Genomic DNA, 18,566 nt, shown 5'->3' with positions numbered 1-18,566 from the left:
CTTGCCAACCATCCCTCCGAATATATTCGAGAGAGGATGATCGAGGCGTATGCCGCGATCACCCCCGCAGTTATCCAATAAAGCTTTTATTTACTTACCTTTTTGACTACGTCCGTAACGCGTTTGACCCATTCTTCAGTGGTAATCGTATTGATAGTCAAAGCATCCGTCGCATCCATCATCGCTTTATCCACGTCGGCGTTGTACGTAATCGTTGGGATAACAACAGTGTTCGGGTCGGTCAAATATTTCGCTGCGTCTTTAACAAAATTTGGAGCCATGGAGTTACTGATATCACCTTTAATGTTCGAAGGCGCTCCGCTAAGCTCGGCCCATTGGGATGCTTGCGCTTTGGAGAATACGAATTGCAGGAACGCTTTAGCAGCTTCTTTGTTCTTGCCGTTCTTGGCAATTGCTACGGTTGCAGTGGATGTGTTGGCCACTACTTTGCCGCCAGCTTCCTGCGTTATGGAAGGGATGAAACCGAAGTCGAAGCCTTCCGGAACGTCTTTGGACATTTCATTGGGCAGCCACAAACCGTTAGGGATAAAGGCGTCTTTATTTTGCAGGAACAGCATTTGCGAATCGGTATGGTTAATTTGAATGGAAGCTTTATCGATGAACTCTTTATCACGGAGAGTTACGATTTTATTCAGGGCAGCAAGCACAGCAGGGCTTTCATAAGCTTCTACTTTGTTGGCGGCCATGTCTTGGAGAATAGTGAAATCATTATTATTAGCGGATACGATGGCAGGGAACAGGATCGAGCCGTTAATATAATAAGGGTACTTACCGGTATGGATAAATGGTGTTATGCCATCCGCTTTGATCTTGTCGCTGACTTCAAGAAACGATTGGAAGTCTTGAGGTTCAGCCCAGCCTTTTTCCTTAAAGAGTGCTTTATTCCAGAATACGCCCCATGAGTTCAGAACAAGAGGGATATTATATACTTTACCGTCGAATTGCTGAGCTGGCTGGGCCAGAATGTCTGTGATCAGATCGCCATCAATATTTTTGGCATCCTTCAGCCATTCAGTCAAATCTTCAAGCTGGCCATCCTCCACCATTTGCCGATCATTCAGCCCGGCTCCATCGATGTATACGAAATCCGGTGGATTGCCTCCAATCCAGCGCGGCTTCATCTGATCGTTGATTTTAGGTCCGCCGGATTCCTTAACTTTCAAATCCGGGTTAGCGGCTTGAAAGTCAGCAATAACCTTTTTCCACCATTTGTCGCCGTATCCGCCTACGAAGTATTGAATTTCGAAGTCACCCGTCAATTTAACGCCGGCATCCGCCGGTGCCGATTCGGAAGCAGGAGCACTTGCCGATGCAGCTGCAGATTCGGAAGGCGAGCTCGAGGCTTCTTCTTTGGTAGAACCGCAGCCTGCTAGTGTTACCGCGGCCATGATTACAGCGATACCGAGCGCAGCTATTTTTTTCCTAATAATCATAAAAGCAAACCCTCCCACGAATGATGATTTTACGCTTTTTATCGGCATTCGTTCTGAACGCCAGCGCTTAATCTCATCATAGAGCGGGAGGGCTTAAGTCTCTATCGAATATCTTCCATGAATTCTTTATTATCTTCTTATCATACTATTATCGTCCGCTCTTGCTCTCCGCGAATAGCTGAAGCTGATCTAGCGCAGCCTTCGGGGTTAGCTTCTCATAGAGCACGGCGTCACCTAGCTTGCGGGCGTAATCAAGCACAGATTGCCAGGAAGGATCCTGGACAGGATAAAACTTCGCTGCGCGAAGAGATTCCAGATTGCTTCTCATAACGGGGTCTTGATTGGAAAGGCTGCTGCCCACCGTCCAAGTTACGGGGAGAAAACCTTCGCGCACGATCAACTCTTCATATACGGAATCGTCGTAAAGAAAGTCCAGAAATTTGGATAACGCCTCTTTGTCCGTATGGTCTGTCTGGAACGAGACGAATACATCATGGACGCCAAACGATATCGGAGGCAGTCCATCCTTGACGGGAATCGGGCCGACACCCCACTTAAGCCCAGGAAATTCCTTCGGTACGACGGTCGTGAAATAGTTGCCCGAGATCATCATGCCAAGCTTTCCATCACCCAATATCCGCTGTTTCTCATCTCTAGTCGTTACGGTCGGTTCGGGATCCGTTAAGCCTTTATCGAATAAATCTTTAAGAAAGGTTAAGCCCTCGATATTTTCCGGAGAATTAATTGCCCACTTCCCATCCTTGATCCATGAGCCGCCGGCTCCGTAGAAATAATAGGACAAGTATGCCTGCGTTTCATTGTCCGTTAAATCAACGCCGAAGCCGTCAGCCTTTCCGGTTGATTTAATTTTAAGCGCCGCATCTTCAAGTTCGGCCCATGTGGTCGGCGGTGCGGTGATACCGGCAGTTTCCAGCAATTCCTTGTTATAGTACAACTGCCGGATTGAGGCATAGTATGGAATGGCGTACTGAGCTCCATCCATCTTGTCCATCTCCATCAAATTCGGAAGCAGCTTAGCTTCTAATTCGGGAGAAATAATATCCTTGAAATTGTTAAGGAGTCCATCTTGAGCAAAATGAGCGTATACGTTCGTATTCAGCAGATCAGGCGGTTGGTTTTTACTAATCATCGTCGTATAAATGCCGTCGAGGACATCCCAATTGGCGACTTGAAGCTCAATGTCTATCAGTGGATTTTTGAGCTCGAATTCTTTGATCAGCTTCTCCAGCAGAGGCTTTGTTTCCGTACTATATTCCGCAGCGACAAATCGAATTAATGCTCTCTCCTCCACAGGGGTGGCTGATAGCTCGGCATCAGAGCCGGCACATGAGGTTAGAACAAAAAGAATAAGCAGTCCCGCCGTTACCCAATAGAAGCGACGCGCAAGAAGGATTAAAGTCGGCATTAGCTCATCAAACCTTTCCCGAAAAGATGCTTACTTATTATCGATAAATGGAAAAAGCAGTTTTTGGTTTTCCGGCAGGTACATATTTTCTTGAGTAATGATGTTCGATTCGATATAAGTGACGGCATCCGTATCTTCACCTTCAATTAGCTTCAACGCAGTTTTGACTCCGAGATACCCCATGTTAAACGGCTTCTGGACGATAGCGGCATTAAGAACCCCTTCCTCCAGCAGTTGGATTTCATTGTTAGAGCTATCGAAGCCGATGAGTTTGATCGTACCTGCCTTGTTCCGCTCCTTGAGCGCTTTCGCAACTCCTAAAGTGGAGGGTTCGTTCAAGGTCACGAAAGTATTAAATGGATTGTCCTCCGACAGAAGCTTCATGGCAACTCCATAAGCCTTATCCTCGGAATTATCGGCATAATAGACGCCGAGGATGCTGTTAACATAGCTGCTAAGCGCTTTCCTTATGCCGGCAAGACGTTCAGCGGATATTGCTGAGTCCGGGTAGTCACTTATGATGGCGACATTCGGATATCCCTTAGTTTCATAGATAGAGGATTCTCCAGCAAGTCGACCCGCTTCAACATGGTTATTAGAAACACCGACGGTTGGAGGGTTCAAATCCAAGGGAGTATCAATTACAACCAATTGTATCCCTGCTTCGCGTATGCGGTTAATGACGGCTGGCATTCGTTCATCAATAAAAGGAGCGACAACAATGGCTTGAGGCTTCTGCTCGATTGCCTCCTCTAGAACACGAATTTGGTCATCCGCATCCGTTTCCAGAAGCGGACCTTGAACATCAATATCCAGCCCCATTTCCTTTGCCGCCGCTTGCGCACCCGCGCTCACCGTTTGCCAGAAGTCCAAACGTACATTTATTGACTTTAGAACGACTATAACCCTTTTATCCTGTTTGGTCGCAGCGGAGAACACATTAAATTGGTATATGGAATATATGGTTACTAGAATGACTACGACAGTGAGTAAAATCGTAAATCGCTGTTTGTGCATATCATTCTCCCTTTAAGCGAGTTTGGGTATCGTAATCGTAACACAAGTACCCACCTCGATTTCGCTGCGGATTTGAATTCCGTATTCATGTCCGAAATACAGCTTAATCCTCTCGTTGACATTACTGATTCCTATTCCTTGATTTCGGTTGGCACCTTCTCCGGTAATGAGAATTCGCCCCAGCTGCTCCGGTGTCATACCAAACCCATTGTCCTCGACTTCAAACACGATTTGGTCCTTAATGAGCCTCCCCCGAATCGTGATGACCCCATCGCCTATCCCGAATTTGTTCCGGATGCCATGATAAATCGCATTCTCAACGAATGGCTGCAGTAATATCTTCAGGGTTTGGAAATCTAGAATCTCTTCATCGATATCGATGAGGTATTCTAATTCAGTAGTGTAGCGCATCTTCTGGATGAGCAAATAATTCGTAATGTGCTCGATTTCAATACGGATCGGCACCAGCTCCTTATCCTTCGTAATGCTGGCCCGAAAGAGCTTGGCTAATGCCGATGTCATAAGCACGACTTCTTCATGCTGCTTCTGCTCGGCCATCCAAACGATCGAATCGAGAGTGTTATATAGAAAATGCGGATTGATTTGCGATTGCAGCAGCAAAAGCTCGCTTTTGCGTTTGCTCTCTTGGTTGCGGATAAGCTCCTGCATTAACGTTTTGATGCGGCTGACCATCATGTTAAAAGACCGGCCTAACTGTCCGATTTCGTTCATTTCCCCGATTTCGGTCTGAATATCGAAGTTGCCTTTCTCTACTAGCTTCATATCCGTTTGCAAATCCTTGATCGGTTTGGAAAACCGATGCGACAGCCACACGGAAATTAGGAGCGCAATCGCCAGTCCGCACAGTGCATACACAATAATAGAGTTGCGCAACTCTTCTTTGCTTGCGATCAGCTCGTCTGTGTATGCAACTCCTGCGATTTTCCAACCGAAGCTCGTATCCTGCACGGAATAGATCCGTTTGCCTTCTCCGTCCTCAGCCGTAAAAGAGCTTCCGCTCTCCGTTCCAATCACTTCGGTGATCTTCTCTGTCCGAAGCTTGCTGTCGATGAGCTGCTGCTGCGGGTGATAGACGATATGCCCCTCTTGGTCCACAATGAAAAGGTAACCCTTCTTGCCTAGGTTAATATTACTGCAGATATCGTTAATGATGCTTAAATTGAGGTCAACCAGAAAGACGCCTTCGGCCGTAATCCCGTCCGTGCTTTTCAGCTCCCGACTCAAGGATACGACCCAACGGTATTCGTTCTTAATAATATTCTGAACGTGAGGCGAAGAAATAACCGATTTGCCCGCTTCGCTCTTGGCCATCCTATACCAAGATTGTTCTTCTATTCTAGTATTCGGATTCAAGGTTGTAATACGCCGGTCGGATACATATCTTCCGTTATAGCCGAATACCATAATCGAGGCAATATCCTTGCGCGTATACAGAATGGCCTGGAACAAATCGGAGATACGCTTCTCATAGATCCTGCGACCATCTGCGCTGATGAAGTTATTGTCGGATATATAATATTTCACGTCCTTGTTCGTTAAGGCGAGCAAGGATATGTTCTCCATATTATCTACATACGACTGGATATTCGTATTTACTTGTTTAATAATCTCCTCAATGTACCCCTGCGAGTTTCTCTCGACCGCATCAACGGATAATTGGTAGCTTACGAGACTTGTGAGCAGGATTGCGGCCAGAATGAGGCACGAGAAAGCCAGGGAAATGTTCGATTGGATACTCTTTAACGGGAATAAGTGAAATCGGAAAGCACGCTTGTTGGGCATCTTAATTACCGCTCTCCTTTACCTGCTTATCCCGGTAGTCTTTAGGAGTTATACCGGTATGCTTCTTGAATAAAATACTAAAATAGTTAGGGTCTTTATATCCTACTTTCTCGGCAATCTCATAAAATTTCAGCGTGGTACTATGCAGCAATTCCTTCGCTTTCTTCATTCGCACCCCTGTTAAATACTCTACGAATGTCTCTCCGGTGTGTTGCTTAAATACGAGGCTGAAATAACTTGTGCTCATGAGCACGTGCCGGCATAAATCCTGAAGGGACATTTTATCATTGGCATAATTCGTATCGATGTACTCTACCGCGCGATAGATTTGCATATTGGTCAAGTGACTTCGATTGTCCGCAATCATAGAGATGACGGAGCGCACTACTTCTTTTAACCAGATCTCGACCTCATCTAAAGTTTTGAATTGATAAACATCCATCAGTCTCATTTGTCTATCGAAGGAGTCTTCAATATCATGGACAACAAGCTCTTGGATCGAATTCATCAAGGAGAGAACAACCTTCTGCAATTGCAGAAAACAAGCTTCGATAGGGGCACGCGATGATTTAAGCTCTGCTACTCCGTTCTCGATAAGCTCATTGGCTTCCTTAATGGAACCGGTTTTGACGGCGGAGGCTAGCTTGCGGTCCCAATCCAGCTTGGGCGGAAATGACGTGGAGTGCTTACCTTCCATATCCAGTATACTAAGCACGCGGTTCTTGCCGAGTAAAAAGCGGTAATCCAAAACGGAAAGCGCAGTTTTGTAAGCATGCGGCAGCTGCTCCGGGAAAGCGCAAGTTCGGCCAATACCGATCGTCACCGTGAATTTCAAATATTTCTCAATATGATACCTAACCTCTTCAGCGAGGGAAAACACCCGTTCATATAATAGACTTTCATTGTCCGGACCACCGATAATTGCAACCAATCGCTCCTCGCGCGTGCGAAGCAGCATGACCTCTTCACGCTCCAACGTTTCCTTGAAGATATCAAACGCGGCAAATCGCAGAAACTCGACGTCATGCTCATAAGAATCGAACTCACGATCGCCGAAATCATCGATATCTAAAACCATAACTAAGTAGAGAGGTGAACGCGGGGGTAACTCAAAATAATTAAATCTCTCTTCTATCTCCGCTTTTCCGAGACCGACAGCAACAAGACGTTCAAGAAACCGTTCCTTAAGCAGTGGAAGACTTTGGTTCAATTGGCTTTTGAGCCTGCCGAGATCTTCGCGTCGCCTCGTTTCCTCGTCCATCTCCGCTCTAATCCGATCTAGAAGCTTACGGATTTCCTTCGCTGTTATTGGCTTCAAGATAAAATCCGCCACCTTAAGCCTAATCGCTTGCTGTGCATACTCAAATTCGTCATAACCCGTTAATATAATCATTTTAATATAAGGAAATTGCGCCGAAACCAATCCAGCCAACTCTAATCCATCCATAAATGGCATGCTAATATCCGAAATAATCAATTCCGGCGCAGCCTTCTCGATCGCTTCCCACGCATCGCGGCCGTTTGCGTAGTCGCCGATCAATTCAAAGCCATGCTCGTTCCAGTTGATCGTATTTTTAAGTCCCAACCGGACCACTGCTTCATCGTCGACGATAATTACTTTGTACATCTCTGTCCCCTCCAGATGTGTGAGCACTAACATAATTATGCATGATATGTGCCCATCTGACAAAGACAATTAGCTGAGAGCCTCTTGTATTACGCATGAATCTTGCTACGAATGGTGGGAGTTGGGGTGGCGGATTTACTCCCTGGCGTGAGATCCCGCCAGAGGATTCGGATGCATTTTACTCGAGTTTTCGGCTAACTATCCGCTGTTGTGACAATTTCGTGCAAATTACTGGATCGATACAGCTAATGGTGCTCCGGTGCGTCGGTTGAGCGCTGTAGCTGTAGATTCTACAGCTAATGGTGCTCCGGTGCGTCGGTTGAGCGCTGTAGCTGTAGATTCTACAGCTAATGGTGCTCCGGTGAGTTGGTTGAGCTCTGCAGCTGTAGATTCTACGGCTACTGGTGCTCCGGTGAGTTGGTTGAGCTCTGCAGCTGTAGATTCTACGGCTACTGGTGCTCCGGTGAGTTGGTTGAGCTCTGCAGCTGTAGATTCTACGGCTACTGGTGCTCGGGTGAGTTGGTTGAGCGCTGCAGCTGTAGATTCTACAGCTAATGGTGCTCCGGTGAGTTGGTTGAGCTCTGCAGCTGTAGATTCTACGGAGATTTGGCTCAAATATCAAAAAGAGCCACCTATGCTCCAATCATCTGCAACTCAGCCTGATCTATTTACTTTAGGAGAATAGCCGTTCTACTATAGCCTTCTTTGGTCTTGCTGACTTCTAGAACAGCAGGAAAAGCTTGTTTTAGCTCTTGGACGTGGGAGATGACGCCAATCATACGCCCAGAACGCTGCAGATCTATCAACGTCGTGATCGCCTTGCTCAGGCTATCCTCATCCAACGACCCGAATCCTTCGTCGATGAACATCATCTCGATGGAGACACCGCCCTGATAGGCCTGAATAACATCTGTCATTCCAAGCGCTAGACAGAGTGAGGCGTTGAATTTCTCGCCTCCGGACATCGATTTCACGTCTCGAAGCTGGCCTGTATATGCATCATAAACATCTAAACCCAGACCGCTTTGCTTACCTCTCGTCTCCAATCGGTCGCTGCGCTGCAGCGCAAACTGACCATTAGATATCTCATTAAGCCTGCCATTCGCCGCATGAAGAATTTGCTCCAGAAACTCAATGAGAATGTATCTCTCGAAAGAGATTTTGAGAGCATTATCGCCTTTAAGCATCTGATAGATATCCGATACCTGCTGCTGCTTAAGCTCTAACTCCTTGAATTGCTCGGACACTTTCGCGATCGCACTAAGAAGTCGCTGAGCCTCCTCCTTATACCGTAGAAATGTAACCAGCACGGTCGATATTTGTTCCAATTGCTCCTTCAACAAAACGATAGCTTCTTGTAGGAGTGCGGGCATAGGCATTGCTTGACCCTCTAGCTCATGCTCCAATTCTATAATCTGATGAGATAAGGAAGCGAATACGGATTTGAATTCATCGACGGTTTTTTTCAGACTGCTTCTCTGAGCTTCGGGCAGTTTAGAAGCTTTGTAAGCTTCCACGGTTATAAATCCGGACTTTGTAAGCTCCTCTTCGAACCGGTCTTGCAATAGTTTCCCTCCAATCTCAGATTCTTCCAACTGAATAGCGAGCTGTGCAGAGTTGGTCCTCTCTTCAACAAGACGTGATTGCATCATTTGGAGTTGACGTTGCGTTTCTTGCCAAGCTTCGTTCAGCTTTCTCGCCAGAGCCGTCTGCTCAAGGATGCGTTCCAATAGTCGGTTCGGTGATCTAAGCGGCTCCGGAATTCGACCTAGCTCACTTTCAAGGAGAGTTTGCTTCGCGCTTCTATCTAAAGAAAGCTGATGTTGGGAGCCGAGCAGCTGTTCCCGCTCCGATTGAAGCCTCTCCAGCTGCTGATCGAGCTTCTCTCCCTCTAGTCTGAGAAGCTGTAGAGAGTCCGACTGTTGTTTCAGTTGATCCGTCTCCGCTCTTAGAAGCTTTCCTGCAGTCTCCGCTTGGGCTAGCTGCTCCGACAGCGGTTCATCTGTAATCCCATATTCAGACATAGCCGGGGCTCTATCATTTCGTCCCGCTCCTGCTGCAGCCGCTTGTGCCTTCGCTTCACTGAGCTCTTGCTCGGCAATACGCAGCTTATCTTTAGCTGCTTGCAAACCTTCTCGTGAAGGCACTTCAGTAACAGTAACCGCCTTAGCTGGATGCTTTTCACTTCCACAAACCGGACATGCTTTGCCATCATGAAGATGTACCGCCAGCAAGCCCGCTTGCCCTTCAAGCCATAGTGATTCTAGCTTATCGTGCTCCGCTCTTAGCTGGTGCGAGGCTTGCTCCTTCTGCAGGTGATACCCTGCAAACTCAGAGATCCGCTTATCCAGCTCTAGCAATTCCTTCAATAGCTTGTACTTAGCCTTCGCGTGCTCATATTGCTCAAGCTTCTCCGGACGCTTAGCAACATCGAGCTCCGTCTGCTTTAGCTGTTCCGTTATGTTCCGTTTCACTTCACGAAGATTAACAAGCTGCCGTTCATTTCCCTCGAGCTTAGCCACGCTTAATTTCTCTTCCGCAAGAAGTCTCTCGACTTCTAATCTTCGCTCCTCTAGCGTATGAACGATCGGCTTAAGCTCTGTCAGTCGCTCTAACTCCCGATCGGCTTCCTTGCGTTCAGGCTCCAACGCTTCCTCGATATGGAAACGCTCCTGGGCGGCAGCATGTTCAAGTTCAGCCTTAGCCACATCCTGTATTTTGCTCAAGTGCTGGCTTCTTTTCTGCTCTAGCTGCTGAGCTGCGACAATCGCCTGTTCCTCATAGGGCTCTATTCTAGCCGCTTGCTCGGAGAGAAGAACAACACGTTCATTCTCCTTCAACTCCGCTTGGCGGGCTTCCATCATTCCAAGCTGTTTCCGCTTCTCCGCTAGCTGATTAAATCTGCCTTCCAGTGTTAGAGCCTCGCGAAGCGCCTTCTCCTGTACGTTCATTTCCCCGGCAATAACCGCTTTTTTCTGCTCCGTTTCAACCGCTTGCCCTTCGTAGTAGCCTATCTCTTGAACCAAGCCTTCGGTCACTTGAACCATACTGCTGTATTCCTGCTGCAAAGTAGACGAAAGCGAGCTTCCTTCGCGCTCAGGCAACGATTCCTGCGCTTGCTTCACATAGACTTCCTGCATAGCTTTCGTTTGCTTCAGCGCCTCCTGAAGCTCACGGTTACGCTGCTGGAACCGATCCTCAATACGCTGATACAGTCCCGTTCGAAAAATTCGCCGCAGGATTTCCTCTTTATTTTCCGTGTCGGAGGTCAGCAGCTTGCGGAATTCACCCTGCGGGAGCATAACAATCTGGCTGAATTGTTCTCTAGTTAACCCGATGACCGTCTCCATCTTGAGATTAACGTCCGAAACCGTGAAACGGTCGATACAAGGAACTTCTTGACCTGATGTCGTCTCGTATAACTCGGCTTTACCGCCTGTCTCACTCTTGTTGGTGCCTTTGCGATGCGCCATCTGACGATAAACCCGATATGTGCGTTTCCCGACGGAGAAATGGTAATCAACCGATGTATACACCTCGTCATCAGCGAAATGGCTTCTGAGCATCCGCGGCTCAGAACGGTCTTCTCCGCTTGCCATGCCGTATAAGGCAAAGCAGATTGCATCGAAAATCGTTGTCTTGCCGGCTCCGGTATTCCCGCATATTACGAATAAACGTCGATCCTCCAACAAAGCGAAATCAATCGTTTCCATATCGCGATAGGGACCAAAGGCAGTCATGCTTAGTCGAATGGGCTTCATACTGCACCCCCATCTTCGCGAAGGACATCCGCATAGGTTTCTGCGAATAGCTTCTGTTTGTCCTTTGACAGCGGAATTCCTTTCACTTCCTCGTAAAAGGCTGTGAACAATGCAACCGGGTTCGCTTCGCGCCTTGCGGAACCGTCACCTGATGCAGTTGATCCTGTACCTGAGCCCCCTGCAGCTGCAGTCACCCTTCGCTCAACGTGCAAAGCGTTAGGGTAAACGGCACGGACTTTTTCCATGGGAAAAAGAACCGGATTATCATTGTGCAGCGTCACGAACACGTAATCCTCACATATGGAGTGCTGTTCGATCTCTTCGATAGGAGCAACAACTCGCCTCATATCGCGACGCGGCTTGAGCTCTCTTTTGTCCACGTGAACAACGCCCGTTCCATCCATATCAACGACAAGAAATCCCTTACGATGAGATTCCTCCGATATGGAATATTTCAGCGGCGAGCCTGCGTAACGAACCGTCTCATTCGATACAAAATGAGCTTGGTGCAGATGACCGAGCGCCGTATAATGAAAACTCTTGAAATACTCTGCGTGGACATACTCCGCCCCACCGATAGACAACGGTCTTTCGGATTGGCTGGTATTCTCCTGAGGAGCCGCTCCCGGCGTAACAAATGCATGTCCGACAAATACGTGCCGCGCTTTCGGGTTCATAGAAGCCTCGATTCTCGATGTGATCTCTCTCATCGCATCGTCGTGCGAGCGTATTTCTTCATTACCGTACGTATAACGAACCTGAGCGGGATCCGCATAGGGCACCAAGTGGAAGTGAACCTCTCCATACTCGTCTCGCAGCACAACCGGCTTGGGCTCCGGCTTCAATTGTCCGGCTAAATGCAGCCCTCTTGCTTCCATAATATCCGTAGCAAAATTAAGGCGATCCGGGCTGTCATGGTTACCGGATATCGCTAGAATCGGTGTGTTTAATTCGATGACTATTTTCGCGAACAGCTTGTCCAAGAGATCAACCGCTTCTGTCGGCGGAACAGCCCGATCATAGAGATCTCCTGCAATCACAACGGCATCCGGCCGTTCCCGTTCAACGACATCAACCAATTGCTGCAGCACAAAGCGCTGATCTTCCGTCATGTAAACGCCTTGCACCAGCTTACCCAGATGCCAATCGGCGGTATGTATAAATTTCATGAGGCTTATTTTCCTCCCTTAAGGGTTATAATCTAATGCTTACTCTGGTGACTTAATCCTCGTTCCTACATTGTAACATGAGTGGAGTCCCCGCACCTTTCATTCCGATCTATCTTAGTAGGGCTATCAATCTGACGAAATTCACACGAAGTGCCGTTCATCCTTTTCAATAGCGGGAATATACTTATAATCACACATCAAATTTGTAACACGGGGGAGGTTGCCCGGACATGAGCCATCAATCATTTATATTATCCCGGGAAGATTGGTCCTTGCACCGCAAAGGTTATCAGGATCAAGCACGTCATCAGCAGAAGGTCCGCGATGCAATCAAACAGAACCTGCCCGATCTTGTTTCCGAAGAAAATATCGTGATGTCCGATGGGCGCCAGATTATTAAAATTCCAATTCGCAGCTTGGATGAATATCACTTTGTGTTTAATACGAATAAGAAAAAACATGTCGGTCAAGGTGATGGAGACAGTCAAGTGGGGGATGTCATCGGAGTGGATCCGACGCCTGCTAATGGCAAAGGCGAAGGTGCAGGTACGGATCCCGGGGATGATGTGGTTGAAGCTGAAATCTCAATCGCAGAGCTGGAGACATTGTTGTTCGAGGAGCTTGAGCTTCCTTACTTGAAGAAGAAGGATAAAGAGCTTATTGAAGTCAAAGAGGTCCGGTTCACCGATGTTCGGCGCAAAGGCATCATGTCCAATATCGACAAGAAACGGACGATTCTCGAGAATCTGCGGCGCAATTCAAGGGACGGACGGTCCGAGATTGGCGGGATAAGCCCGGATGATCTTCGGTTTAAGACTTGGGAGGAAATCGTAAAGCCGCAGAACAACGCGGTTATTTTGGCGATGATGGATACATCGGGCTCGATGGGATCGTTTGAAAAATACTGTGCTCGCAGTTTCTTCTTCTGGATGTCGCGGTTCTTGCGGCGGCAGTACGAAAAGGTCGATATCGTGTTTATCGCGCACCATACGGAAGCGAAGGAAGTTACCGAGGAGGAGTTTTTCACACGAGGCGAGAGCGGAGGCACGATTTGTTCATCGGCGTATATTAAAGCTTTGGAGATTATCGATAGCCGGTACTCACCTGCCATGTACAACATCTATCCGTTTCACTTCTCCGACGGCGACAACCTGACGAGCGACAATGAACGGTGTGTGCGACTCATTAAAGAGTTGTTAGAGCGCTCGAACATCTTCGGCTACGGGGAAGTGAACCAGTATAATCGGAGCAGCACGCTAATGTCGGCCTACAAGCATCTGGAGCATCAGCAGTTTCTGTATTATGTGATTAAGGAGAAGAGCGAGATTTATCAGGCTTTGAAAACTTTCTTCCGGAAACGGGAGGCGGTTGGGTAAACAAGGTGAAAGGGACTATCTCGAAAGGAGCTGCACTTCCCTTCTCAGAGGTAGTCCCCCTTAAAAAAGTAAATGCAGGTTAAATTTCGGTTGAAAAATACTGCTTGCGCATATTCCCGAGGAACCGAATCCCTTCTTCAGCCGGATGATGGTGTTGATCTTAAAGCCCGTGCCTCTCATGGATTTTCAGCTTTCAATGCCGGTTTACATAACATGTCGCCAGGAACGCAAATCGGTGTTGAACGGAAACAGGACGAATTCTTATCCCGATTAGAACGAACAGGACTTATTGTCCGCTATCATCCTATTGCTCCCGATCCCTCTGCCGAAGCAGCGACAGGCAAACTGGGATAGCGAAAAATAAGTCCTGACTTCCGTTCTAACTCACATTCCGCGCACCCTAATATTAGCTTTTTGGTCGAGACTCGTCGATCGATTCGGTTGGGTTGAGTGGTTGAATACAATTACAAGCTCTCTGTAATGCCCCCCGTAGTCAAGACACGAATCTCGAGGAAATAAGTTAAGTCCTCCTTTGTGTAAAATTAATAGATTACGATGCTTTTACGATAATAGAATGTGTAATTGGACATAACGATCTATCCCTTTTCGCAGTGCTCGAGGGTTATCAAACTCATTTAGAAAGATGCATTCATACTTCAACGATCTGAAATATCGCTCTCTGTACGGCTATTGTCTGTCGCTCGTCCTTTGCCATCCATCGAGACTTTAATGTTTTCCTTCTCGAGGAGTTCCAGATAGTCAGCGTTTGTGAAATGGGAGCCTTGATCGCTATTCATTATTTCGGGCCTGCAGCTGCGGAATGCACGTCTTAAGCACTTCAGGACAAAGCCCTTCTCAAGCGTGTTGGATAGCTCATAGTCGATCACTTTGCGGCTATACCAGTCGATGATGTTGAACAAGTACATGAAACCTTTTCCCATTCTAAGGTAGGTGATATCGATTCCCCACACTTGATTCGGCCTGTCGATGGTAAGGCCCCGCAAGAGATAGAGATAGGGACGGCAGTACCTAGCGTGTAGACGTTTGCTCAAATTCGGCTTCGGATAGATCGCTTCCAACCCCATGAGCCTCATCAGGCGGCGCACACGTTTCAGGTTTACATCAAAGCCTTGCTCACGAAGCGTGGTCGTCATCCACCGGTAGCCGTAATAAGGATGCTTCATATAGATCTCATCAATCCGGTGCATGATTTGGATGTTCTCTGCGCTTGTCTGCTTCTCTGACATGGGACGATAAACGCTTGTCCGATTAACGCTGAGCAAGTCAGCTTGACGTCCCTCCGCGACCGCCTTCTCCAAGCCCACTGCTTCGCCGACCATCCTAACCAACGCGGGCTTTACCGTGCCTACAATGCGCGTAAAATCTTCGAGATGAATGCCGCACAGCTCAGCTGCGTAGCCCGGGAACGGCACCATTCGACATCGGCCGGTTTCGTCCTTGTAGCCAGTTCGCGCACCAGACACGACTTTGCCTCCTCCTTGCACGTACTCGTTTAGAAGCATTATCGTTTCCTCCGCTAAAATTGCCGGATGGGGATAGACGACGACTTTGTACTTACGCAGATCGTCCAGTCCGACCGACGGACGCAACTTCACCCGGTCCGTGGGAATGTGATGATATTGGAGTTGCTTGTACCACGCGCCATAGCTCGCACCGCGAAGAGCTCCCGGCTAGGTATCGTGCTCGCCGTCCCATTCGTTGTCATAGTCGTCGAGCAAAGCCACTTCGGCAACATACCTACGGCCGACGAGCCCTTTGCCAAGTCGTTGCAACTCCTCACCAAGGACAGTCGCTTCCATCACGCGCCTGTTCGGCTGATTATGGTAATCGTTAATGCCATGCCAGTAAATCTCCGTACCAACCGTTGCCGTTCGCCAGCGGAAAAACAGCACCTTATCGGCGCCGTGCGCGATCGATTGGTACGTTCAGAGCCGCATCTGCCCCGGCTCGGGTGTAGGCAACTCGATGCTGTTCGTCCATCCTCCAGGACCCGACTGTGGCTCCAAGATACAGAAGTTAGAACTTACATCTCGCACAGCACTTAAGTTCATACTCCATTTTCGGTCGAGAAGCGGTTCCTCTTCATTCGAATCGTTAAAAATCGTCGCAAACAACGGATAAGAATCGTACGAGAAAAAATCGAGCTGCTCATCCGTCAGACGGTGGCTATCTATATGACCGAACATGCCGTTCGTCGTTAACTAGTGGTGGGGTACAATGTCGCGCAAAATATCGGTCTGCACCTTCGCAAAATCAATTGTATTGTCCGAAATAAATCGTTTCTCATCAAGCACCTGATGCGGGTTCGGCGAATTGGACACGACGACACGCGTTAGGTGAACCTGCTGCCAATCGGTATAGGTCTGGCTCCAGAAGACGGTGCCACAAGGGTGATTCAGCTTATCTAACGTACCGTACTTTCTCTTTAGCCATATTCGGAACGCGCAGTGATCGGCTTCGGAGTAGTAAACGTCGATCTGACAGTTGAGCTCACGTTTTGAACTTTTTTTGTTTTGTCCCCCAGGCTTGAACACAAACAAAGCCCCAGCAGCGGGGCTTTGTCCGGTCATTCATGTATTTTCCTAACCCATTCTCAGAACAAAAGTTATTTTAAACCATCGCCCAAACCATGAGTGCTTTGCTCATCACTTGCATACCCTTCCCATTGAATCGGGTCCTTGAACTGAAGTACGATTATCGTATCTAAGGGATGACGGTCGCTTACCGGAACGGAAATATGCAGCTTATTATCGTCTGTTCGAAAAACCGTTACGTGGTCCGAAGTCAAGCTGCTATACGATAATAAATTGGGCGGCGCATCGGGCAACACAATTATATCGTCAGGCCATTCGGTAATATGGAGGTACACCGTGTCGCCACGATAAACGGATCCTCCCCAAGCTGCTGGAAGAAAGGGCCCGCCCCGCGTGCCGTAAACGGATTCTCCATATTGAGCCAGCCAGTCCCCCATTTGCTTGAGGCGCTCCGCTTGCTCCGGCTCGACCGCGCCGTCGCCTTGAGGGCCAACGTTTAATAAGAAAGTGCCGTCCCTCGTTACAATACGGATGAATCTTTCGATAAGCTGCCGCAATGAAAGCATTTGGCGGTCGGGCATCCACCCCCACGAATCAGCCAAGCAGTCATTTGAATCCCATGGCTTATCCGTCCGCATACTGCCAACAAAACGCTCCCGAACGACGAAATCTCCTTCCCAGCCGGATCGATTGTTAATCATTATTTCCGGTTGGAGTTCACGAACCATCGCGTTAAGCCGTTCTGATTCCCAAAAGTAATTGACTTTGAAATAAGTTTCATCATGTAGAAATTCTTTGTTCGTTATCCATCCCGGGATGCCAATGTCGTATTTGATGCCGCCATGCGCCAACCATTCCCCGTCATACCACAACATATCGATTTTCCCGTAATTGGTCATCAGTTCCCGGATTTGCGCCCAGCACTGTTCTTTCATCTCGAGCGCGCTGCCGATATACATTTCCGGAAAAAAGTAACCCGGGAAGCGCCAATCCATAGGAGAATAATAAAGACCGACTTTTAATCCTTCGTTTCTGCAAGCTTCCACGTATTCGGCGACCAAATCTCTCCCCGCGGCGGAATTGACACTGTTAAACGCGCTTGTCTGCGTCTGAAATAAAGCAAAGCCATCATGGTGTCTTGCCGTTAGCACCATGTATTTCATTCCTGCTTGTTTGGCTGTTCTAGCCCAAGCTTTCGGATCGAAGCCGGAAGCGTCGAACTGCTTGGCGAGTTCAGCATATTGTTCGACTGCCATCCGTTCATGAAACATGACCCATTCTCCGCGGCCAAGCAGCGAATAGAGTCCCCAGTGAATGAACAGGCCGAACTTCCCATCCCGGAACCACTGCATATTTTCCGCCGATTGAGGCGGTACCTCTACCGGAACGTATTGACTTTTCATTTGTTCGAGTGATTTCATTGCCCACTTCTCCTTTTCCGATCATCGTTAGCCTTTTACGCTCCCAAGTACAATGCCTTTCGTAAAATACTTTTGCAAGAAAGGGTACAGAAGGAGTATCGGCAATGTGCTTACGAATATTTCTGCTGCTTTAATCGACCGGGAGTTTAAATTTGCAAATTGTTTCAGCATGTCAGGTGTCAAATGCGACGTGTCCGGCACAGTAAGAACCGTATACAAATACGTTTGAAGAGGATAATGCTCCTTTCTACTCATGAAGAGGAAGCCATCGAACCAACTGTTCCAGTGATACACAAACGTAAACAACACTAAAGTCGCCAGTGCCGGCTTACATAGTGGCAATAACACGCTGATCAGCGTCCGCAGATGCCCTGCACCGTCCAAATACGCAGACTCCTCCAACTCTCGCGGTAAATTTCGAATGAAGTTCATCAAGATCAAAATATTGAATACTTGAACCGCCGGAACAATAATCAGCGCACCCAAGTTGTCGTACATTCCCGTCCATTTTACGACCATAAACCACGGAATTAGCCCGCCGCCGAACAGCATCGTAATCAAGAAGTACCAGATGAAGAACGGCCTAGCGCGAAATTCGATCCGACTCCTGGACAACGGGTATGCCGCCAGTATGGTGCACATCATCGTCATGACGATGCCAAGCGCAGTTCTCTCTACGGAGATCCACAATGACTTGTAAAAATCGGGATTTACAAGAATGTAGTGATAAGACTCCCACGTAAGCCCTTTCGGCCACAAAAACACTTCACCGGCGGCAACAAACTCACTAGAACTAAACGACATGCTGAAAATATTCCATAACGGGACAAGGCTAACTATCGTTAATAGAGAGATTAAGGCATAGTTAAACGCAATAAATACCTTACGGCCCGTCGTTCGACTTTCCAGTCCCCATACCGAATCTGAATTCTTCATCTCATCGCTAACCTTTCTGCG

The 18,566-nt window shown here is 47.9% G+C and carries 14 protein-coding genes and 1 pseudogene; 2 read left to right on the top strand and 13 right to left on the bottom strand.

What is annotated here, in order from left to right:
• Positions 1–86: 86 nt before the first annotated feature.
• The 8 genes from ACESLK_RS03030 to ACESLK_RS02995 all read right to left on the bottom strand — a co-directional run bounded on the left by ACESLK_RS03030 (position 87) and on the right by ACESLK_RS02995 (position 12,257).
• Positions 87–1,454 carry an ABC transporter substrate-binding protein gene (locus ACESLK_RS03030; protein ID WP_372661992.1) on the bottom strand — a complete coding sequence of 456 codons (1,368 nt, stop codon included), beginning with the start codon at positions 1,452–1,454 and terminating at the stop codon, positions 87–89.
• Positions 1,455–1,602: 148 nt separating this feature from the next.
• The gene (locus ACESLK_RS03025) at positions 1,603–2,880 is read right to left on the bottom strand and encodes an extracellular solute-binding protein (RefSeq protein ID WP_372661989.1); all 1,278 of its coding nucleotides are present in this window, start codon (positions 2,878–2,880) and stop codon (positions 1,603–1,605) included.
• Positions 2,881–2,910: 30 nt separating this feature from the next.
• Entirely contained in the window at positions 2,911–3,897 is a 987-nt protein-coding gene (locus ACESLK_RS03020; protein ID WP_372661986.1) for a substrate-binding domain-containing protein, read from the bottom strand.
• 12 nt (positions 3,898–3,909) lie between these two features.
• Positions 3,910–5,700 (bottom strand): cache domain-containing sensor histidine kinase, encoded by a 1,791-nt coding sequence (locus ACESLK_RS03015; protein WP_372661983.1) that lies wholly within the window; start codon positions 5,698–5,700, stop codon positions 3,910–3,912.
• 1 nt (position 5,701) lies between these two features.
• The gene (locus ACESLK_RS03010; RefSeq protein WP_372661980.1) at positions 5,702–7,327 is read right to left on the bottom strand and encodes a response regulator transcription factor; all 1,626 of its coding nucleotides are present in this window, start codon (positions 7,325–7,327) and stop codon (positions 5,702–5,704) included.
• A gap of 228 nt (positions 7,328–7,555) precedes the next feature.
• The gene (locus ACESLK_RS03005) at positions 7,556–7,942 is read right to left on the bottom strand and encodes a hypothetical protein (protein ID WP_372661977.1); all 387 of its coding nucleotides are present in this window, start codon (positions 7,940–7,942) and stop codon (positions 7,556–7,558) included.
• 53 nt (positions 7,943–7,995) lie between these two features.
• A complete protein-coding gene (locus ACESLK_RS03000) occupies positions 7,996–11,088 on the bottom strand; it encodes an AAA family ATPase (RefSeq protein WP_372661974.1) in 3,093 nt (1,030 codons plus the stop codon).
• The gene (locus ACESLK_RS02995) at positions 11,085–12,257 is read right to left on the bottom strand and encodes an exonuclease SbcCD subunit D (protein WP_372661971.1); all 1,173 of its coding nucleotides are present in this window, start codon (positions 12,255–12,257) and stop codon (positions 11,085–11,087) included. Before ACESLK_RS02995 ends, ACESLK_RS03000 begins: the two co-directional genes overlap by 4 nt.
• A 230-nt stretch (positions 12,258–12,487) precedes the next feature.
• Here ACESLK_RS02995 and yhbH point away from each other — a divergent pair, with 230 nt between their 5' ends.
• Positions 12,488–13,633, top strand: a complete 1,146-nt coding sequence (yhbH, locus tag ACESLK_RS02990; protein WP_372661967.1) for a sporulation protein YhbH — start codon at positions 12,488–12,490, stop codon at positions 13,631–13,633.
• A 72-nt stretch (positions 13,634–13,705) separates the two neighbouring features.
• On the top strand, positions 13,706–13,987 hold the full coding sequence (locus ACESLK_RS02985; protein WP_372661964.1) for a hypothetical protein: 282 nt from the start codon (positions 13,706–13,708) through the stop codon (positions 13,985–13,987).
• Between the two features lie 302 nt (positions 13,988–14,289).
• Here ACESLK_RS02985 and ACESLK_RS02980 read toward each other — a convergent pair whose 3' ends face one another.
• The 5 genes and pseudogenes from ACESLK_RS02980 to ACESLK_RS02960 form a co-directional block, all read right to left on the bottom strand.
• Positions 14,290–15,249 (bottom strand): IS3 family transposase, encoded by a 960-nt coding sequence (locus tag ACESLK_RS02980; protein ID WP_372661961.1) that lies wholly within the window; start codon positions 15,247–15,249, stop codon positions 14,290–14,292.
• Positions 15,246–15,416, bottom strand: coding sequence for a hypothetical protein (locus ACESLK_RS02975; RefSeq protein ID WP_372662169.1), 171 nt, complete (start codon positions 15,414–15,416; stop codon positions 15,246–15,248). The genes ACESLK_RS02980 and ACESLK_RS02975 overlap by 4 nt, the downstream gene beginning before the upstream one ends.
• Positions 15,417–15,429: 13 nt before the next feature.
• Positions 15,430–16,224 (bottom strand): annotated as a pseudogene (locus tag ACESLK_RS02970) (beta-galactosidase); the annotation flags it as partial.
• A gap of 35 nt (positions 16,225–16,259) precedes the next feature.
• Positions 16,260–17,609, bottom strand: coding sequence for an alpha-L-fucosidase (locus tag ACESLK_RS02965; RefSeq protein WP_372661958.1), 1,350 nt, complete (start codon positions 17,607–17,609; stop codon positions 16,260–16,262).
• A 27-nt stretch (positions 17,610–17,636) separates the two neighbouring features.
• Positions 17,637–18,545 carry a carbohydrate ABC transporter permease gene (locus tag ACESLK_RS02960; protein ID WP_372661955.1) on the bottom strand — a complete coding sequence of 303 codons (909 nt, stop codon included), beginning with the start codon at positions 18,543–18,545 and terminating at the stop codon, positions 17,637–17,639.
• Positions 18,546–18,566: the final 21 nt, after the last annotated feature.

It is taken from the genome of Cohnella sp. (assembly GCF_041640265.1).
GTDB lineage: Bacteria > Bacillota > Bacilli > Paenibacillales > Paenibacillaceae > Cohnella.
The sequence above is the reverse complement of the archived record's forward strand: the minus strand, read 5'-3'. Positions and strand labels throughout refer to the sequence as shown.

What these genes read in the sequence shown, in the direction of transcription:
- ACESLK_RS03030 (WP_372661992.1), bottom strand. Translation starts at nt 1,454, where the DNA reads ATGATTATTAGGAAAAAAATAGCTGCGCTCGGTATCGCTGTAATCATG.
- ACESLK_RS03025 (WP_372661989.1), bottom strand. Translation starts at nt 2,880, where the DNA reads ATGCCGACTTTAATCCTTCTTGCGCGTCGCTTCTATTGGGTAACGGCG.
- ACESLK_RS03020 (WP_372661986.1), bottom strand. Translation starts at nt 3,897, where the DNA reads ATGCACAAACAGCGATTTACGATTTTACTCACTGTCGTAGTCATTCTA.
- ACESLK_RS03015 (WP_372661983.1), bottom strand. Translation starts at nt 5,700, where the DNA reads ATGCCCAACAAGCGTGCTTTCCGATTTCACTTATTCCCGTTAAAGAGT.
- ACESLK_RS03010 (WP_372661980.1), bottom strand. Translation starts at nt 7,327, where the DNA reads ATGTACAAAGTAATTATCGTCGACGATGAAGCAGTGGTCCGGTTGGGA.
- ACESLK_RS03000 (WP_372661974.1), bottom strand. Translation starts at nt 11,088, where the DNA reads ATGAAGCCCATTCGACTAAGCATGACTGCCTTTGGTCCCTATCGCGAT.
- ACESLK_RS02995 (WP_372661971.1), bottom strand. Translation starts at nt 12,257, where the DNA reads ATGAAATTTATACATACCGCCGATTGGCATCTGGGTAAGCTGGTGCAA.
- yhbH (WP_372661967.1), top strand. Translation starts at nt 12,488, where the DNA reads ATGAGCCATCAATCATTTATATTATCCCGGGAAGATTGGTCCTTGCAC.
- ACESLK_RS02985 (WP_372661964.1), top strand. Translation starts at nt 13,706, where the DNA reads ATGCAGGTTAAATTTCGGTTGAAAAATACTGCTTGCGCATATTCCCGA.
- ACESLK_RS02965 (WP_372661958.1), bottom strand. Translation starts at nt 17,609, where the DNA reads ATGAAATCACTCGAACAAATGAAAAGTCAATACGTTCCGGTAGAGGTA.
- ACESLK_RS02960 (WP_372661955.1), bottom strand. Translation starts at nt 18,545, where the DNA reads ATGAAGAATTCAGATTCGGTATGGGGACTGGAAAGTCGAACGACGGGC.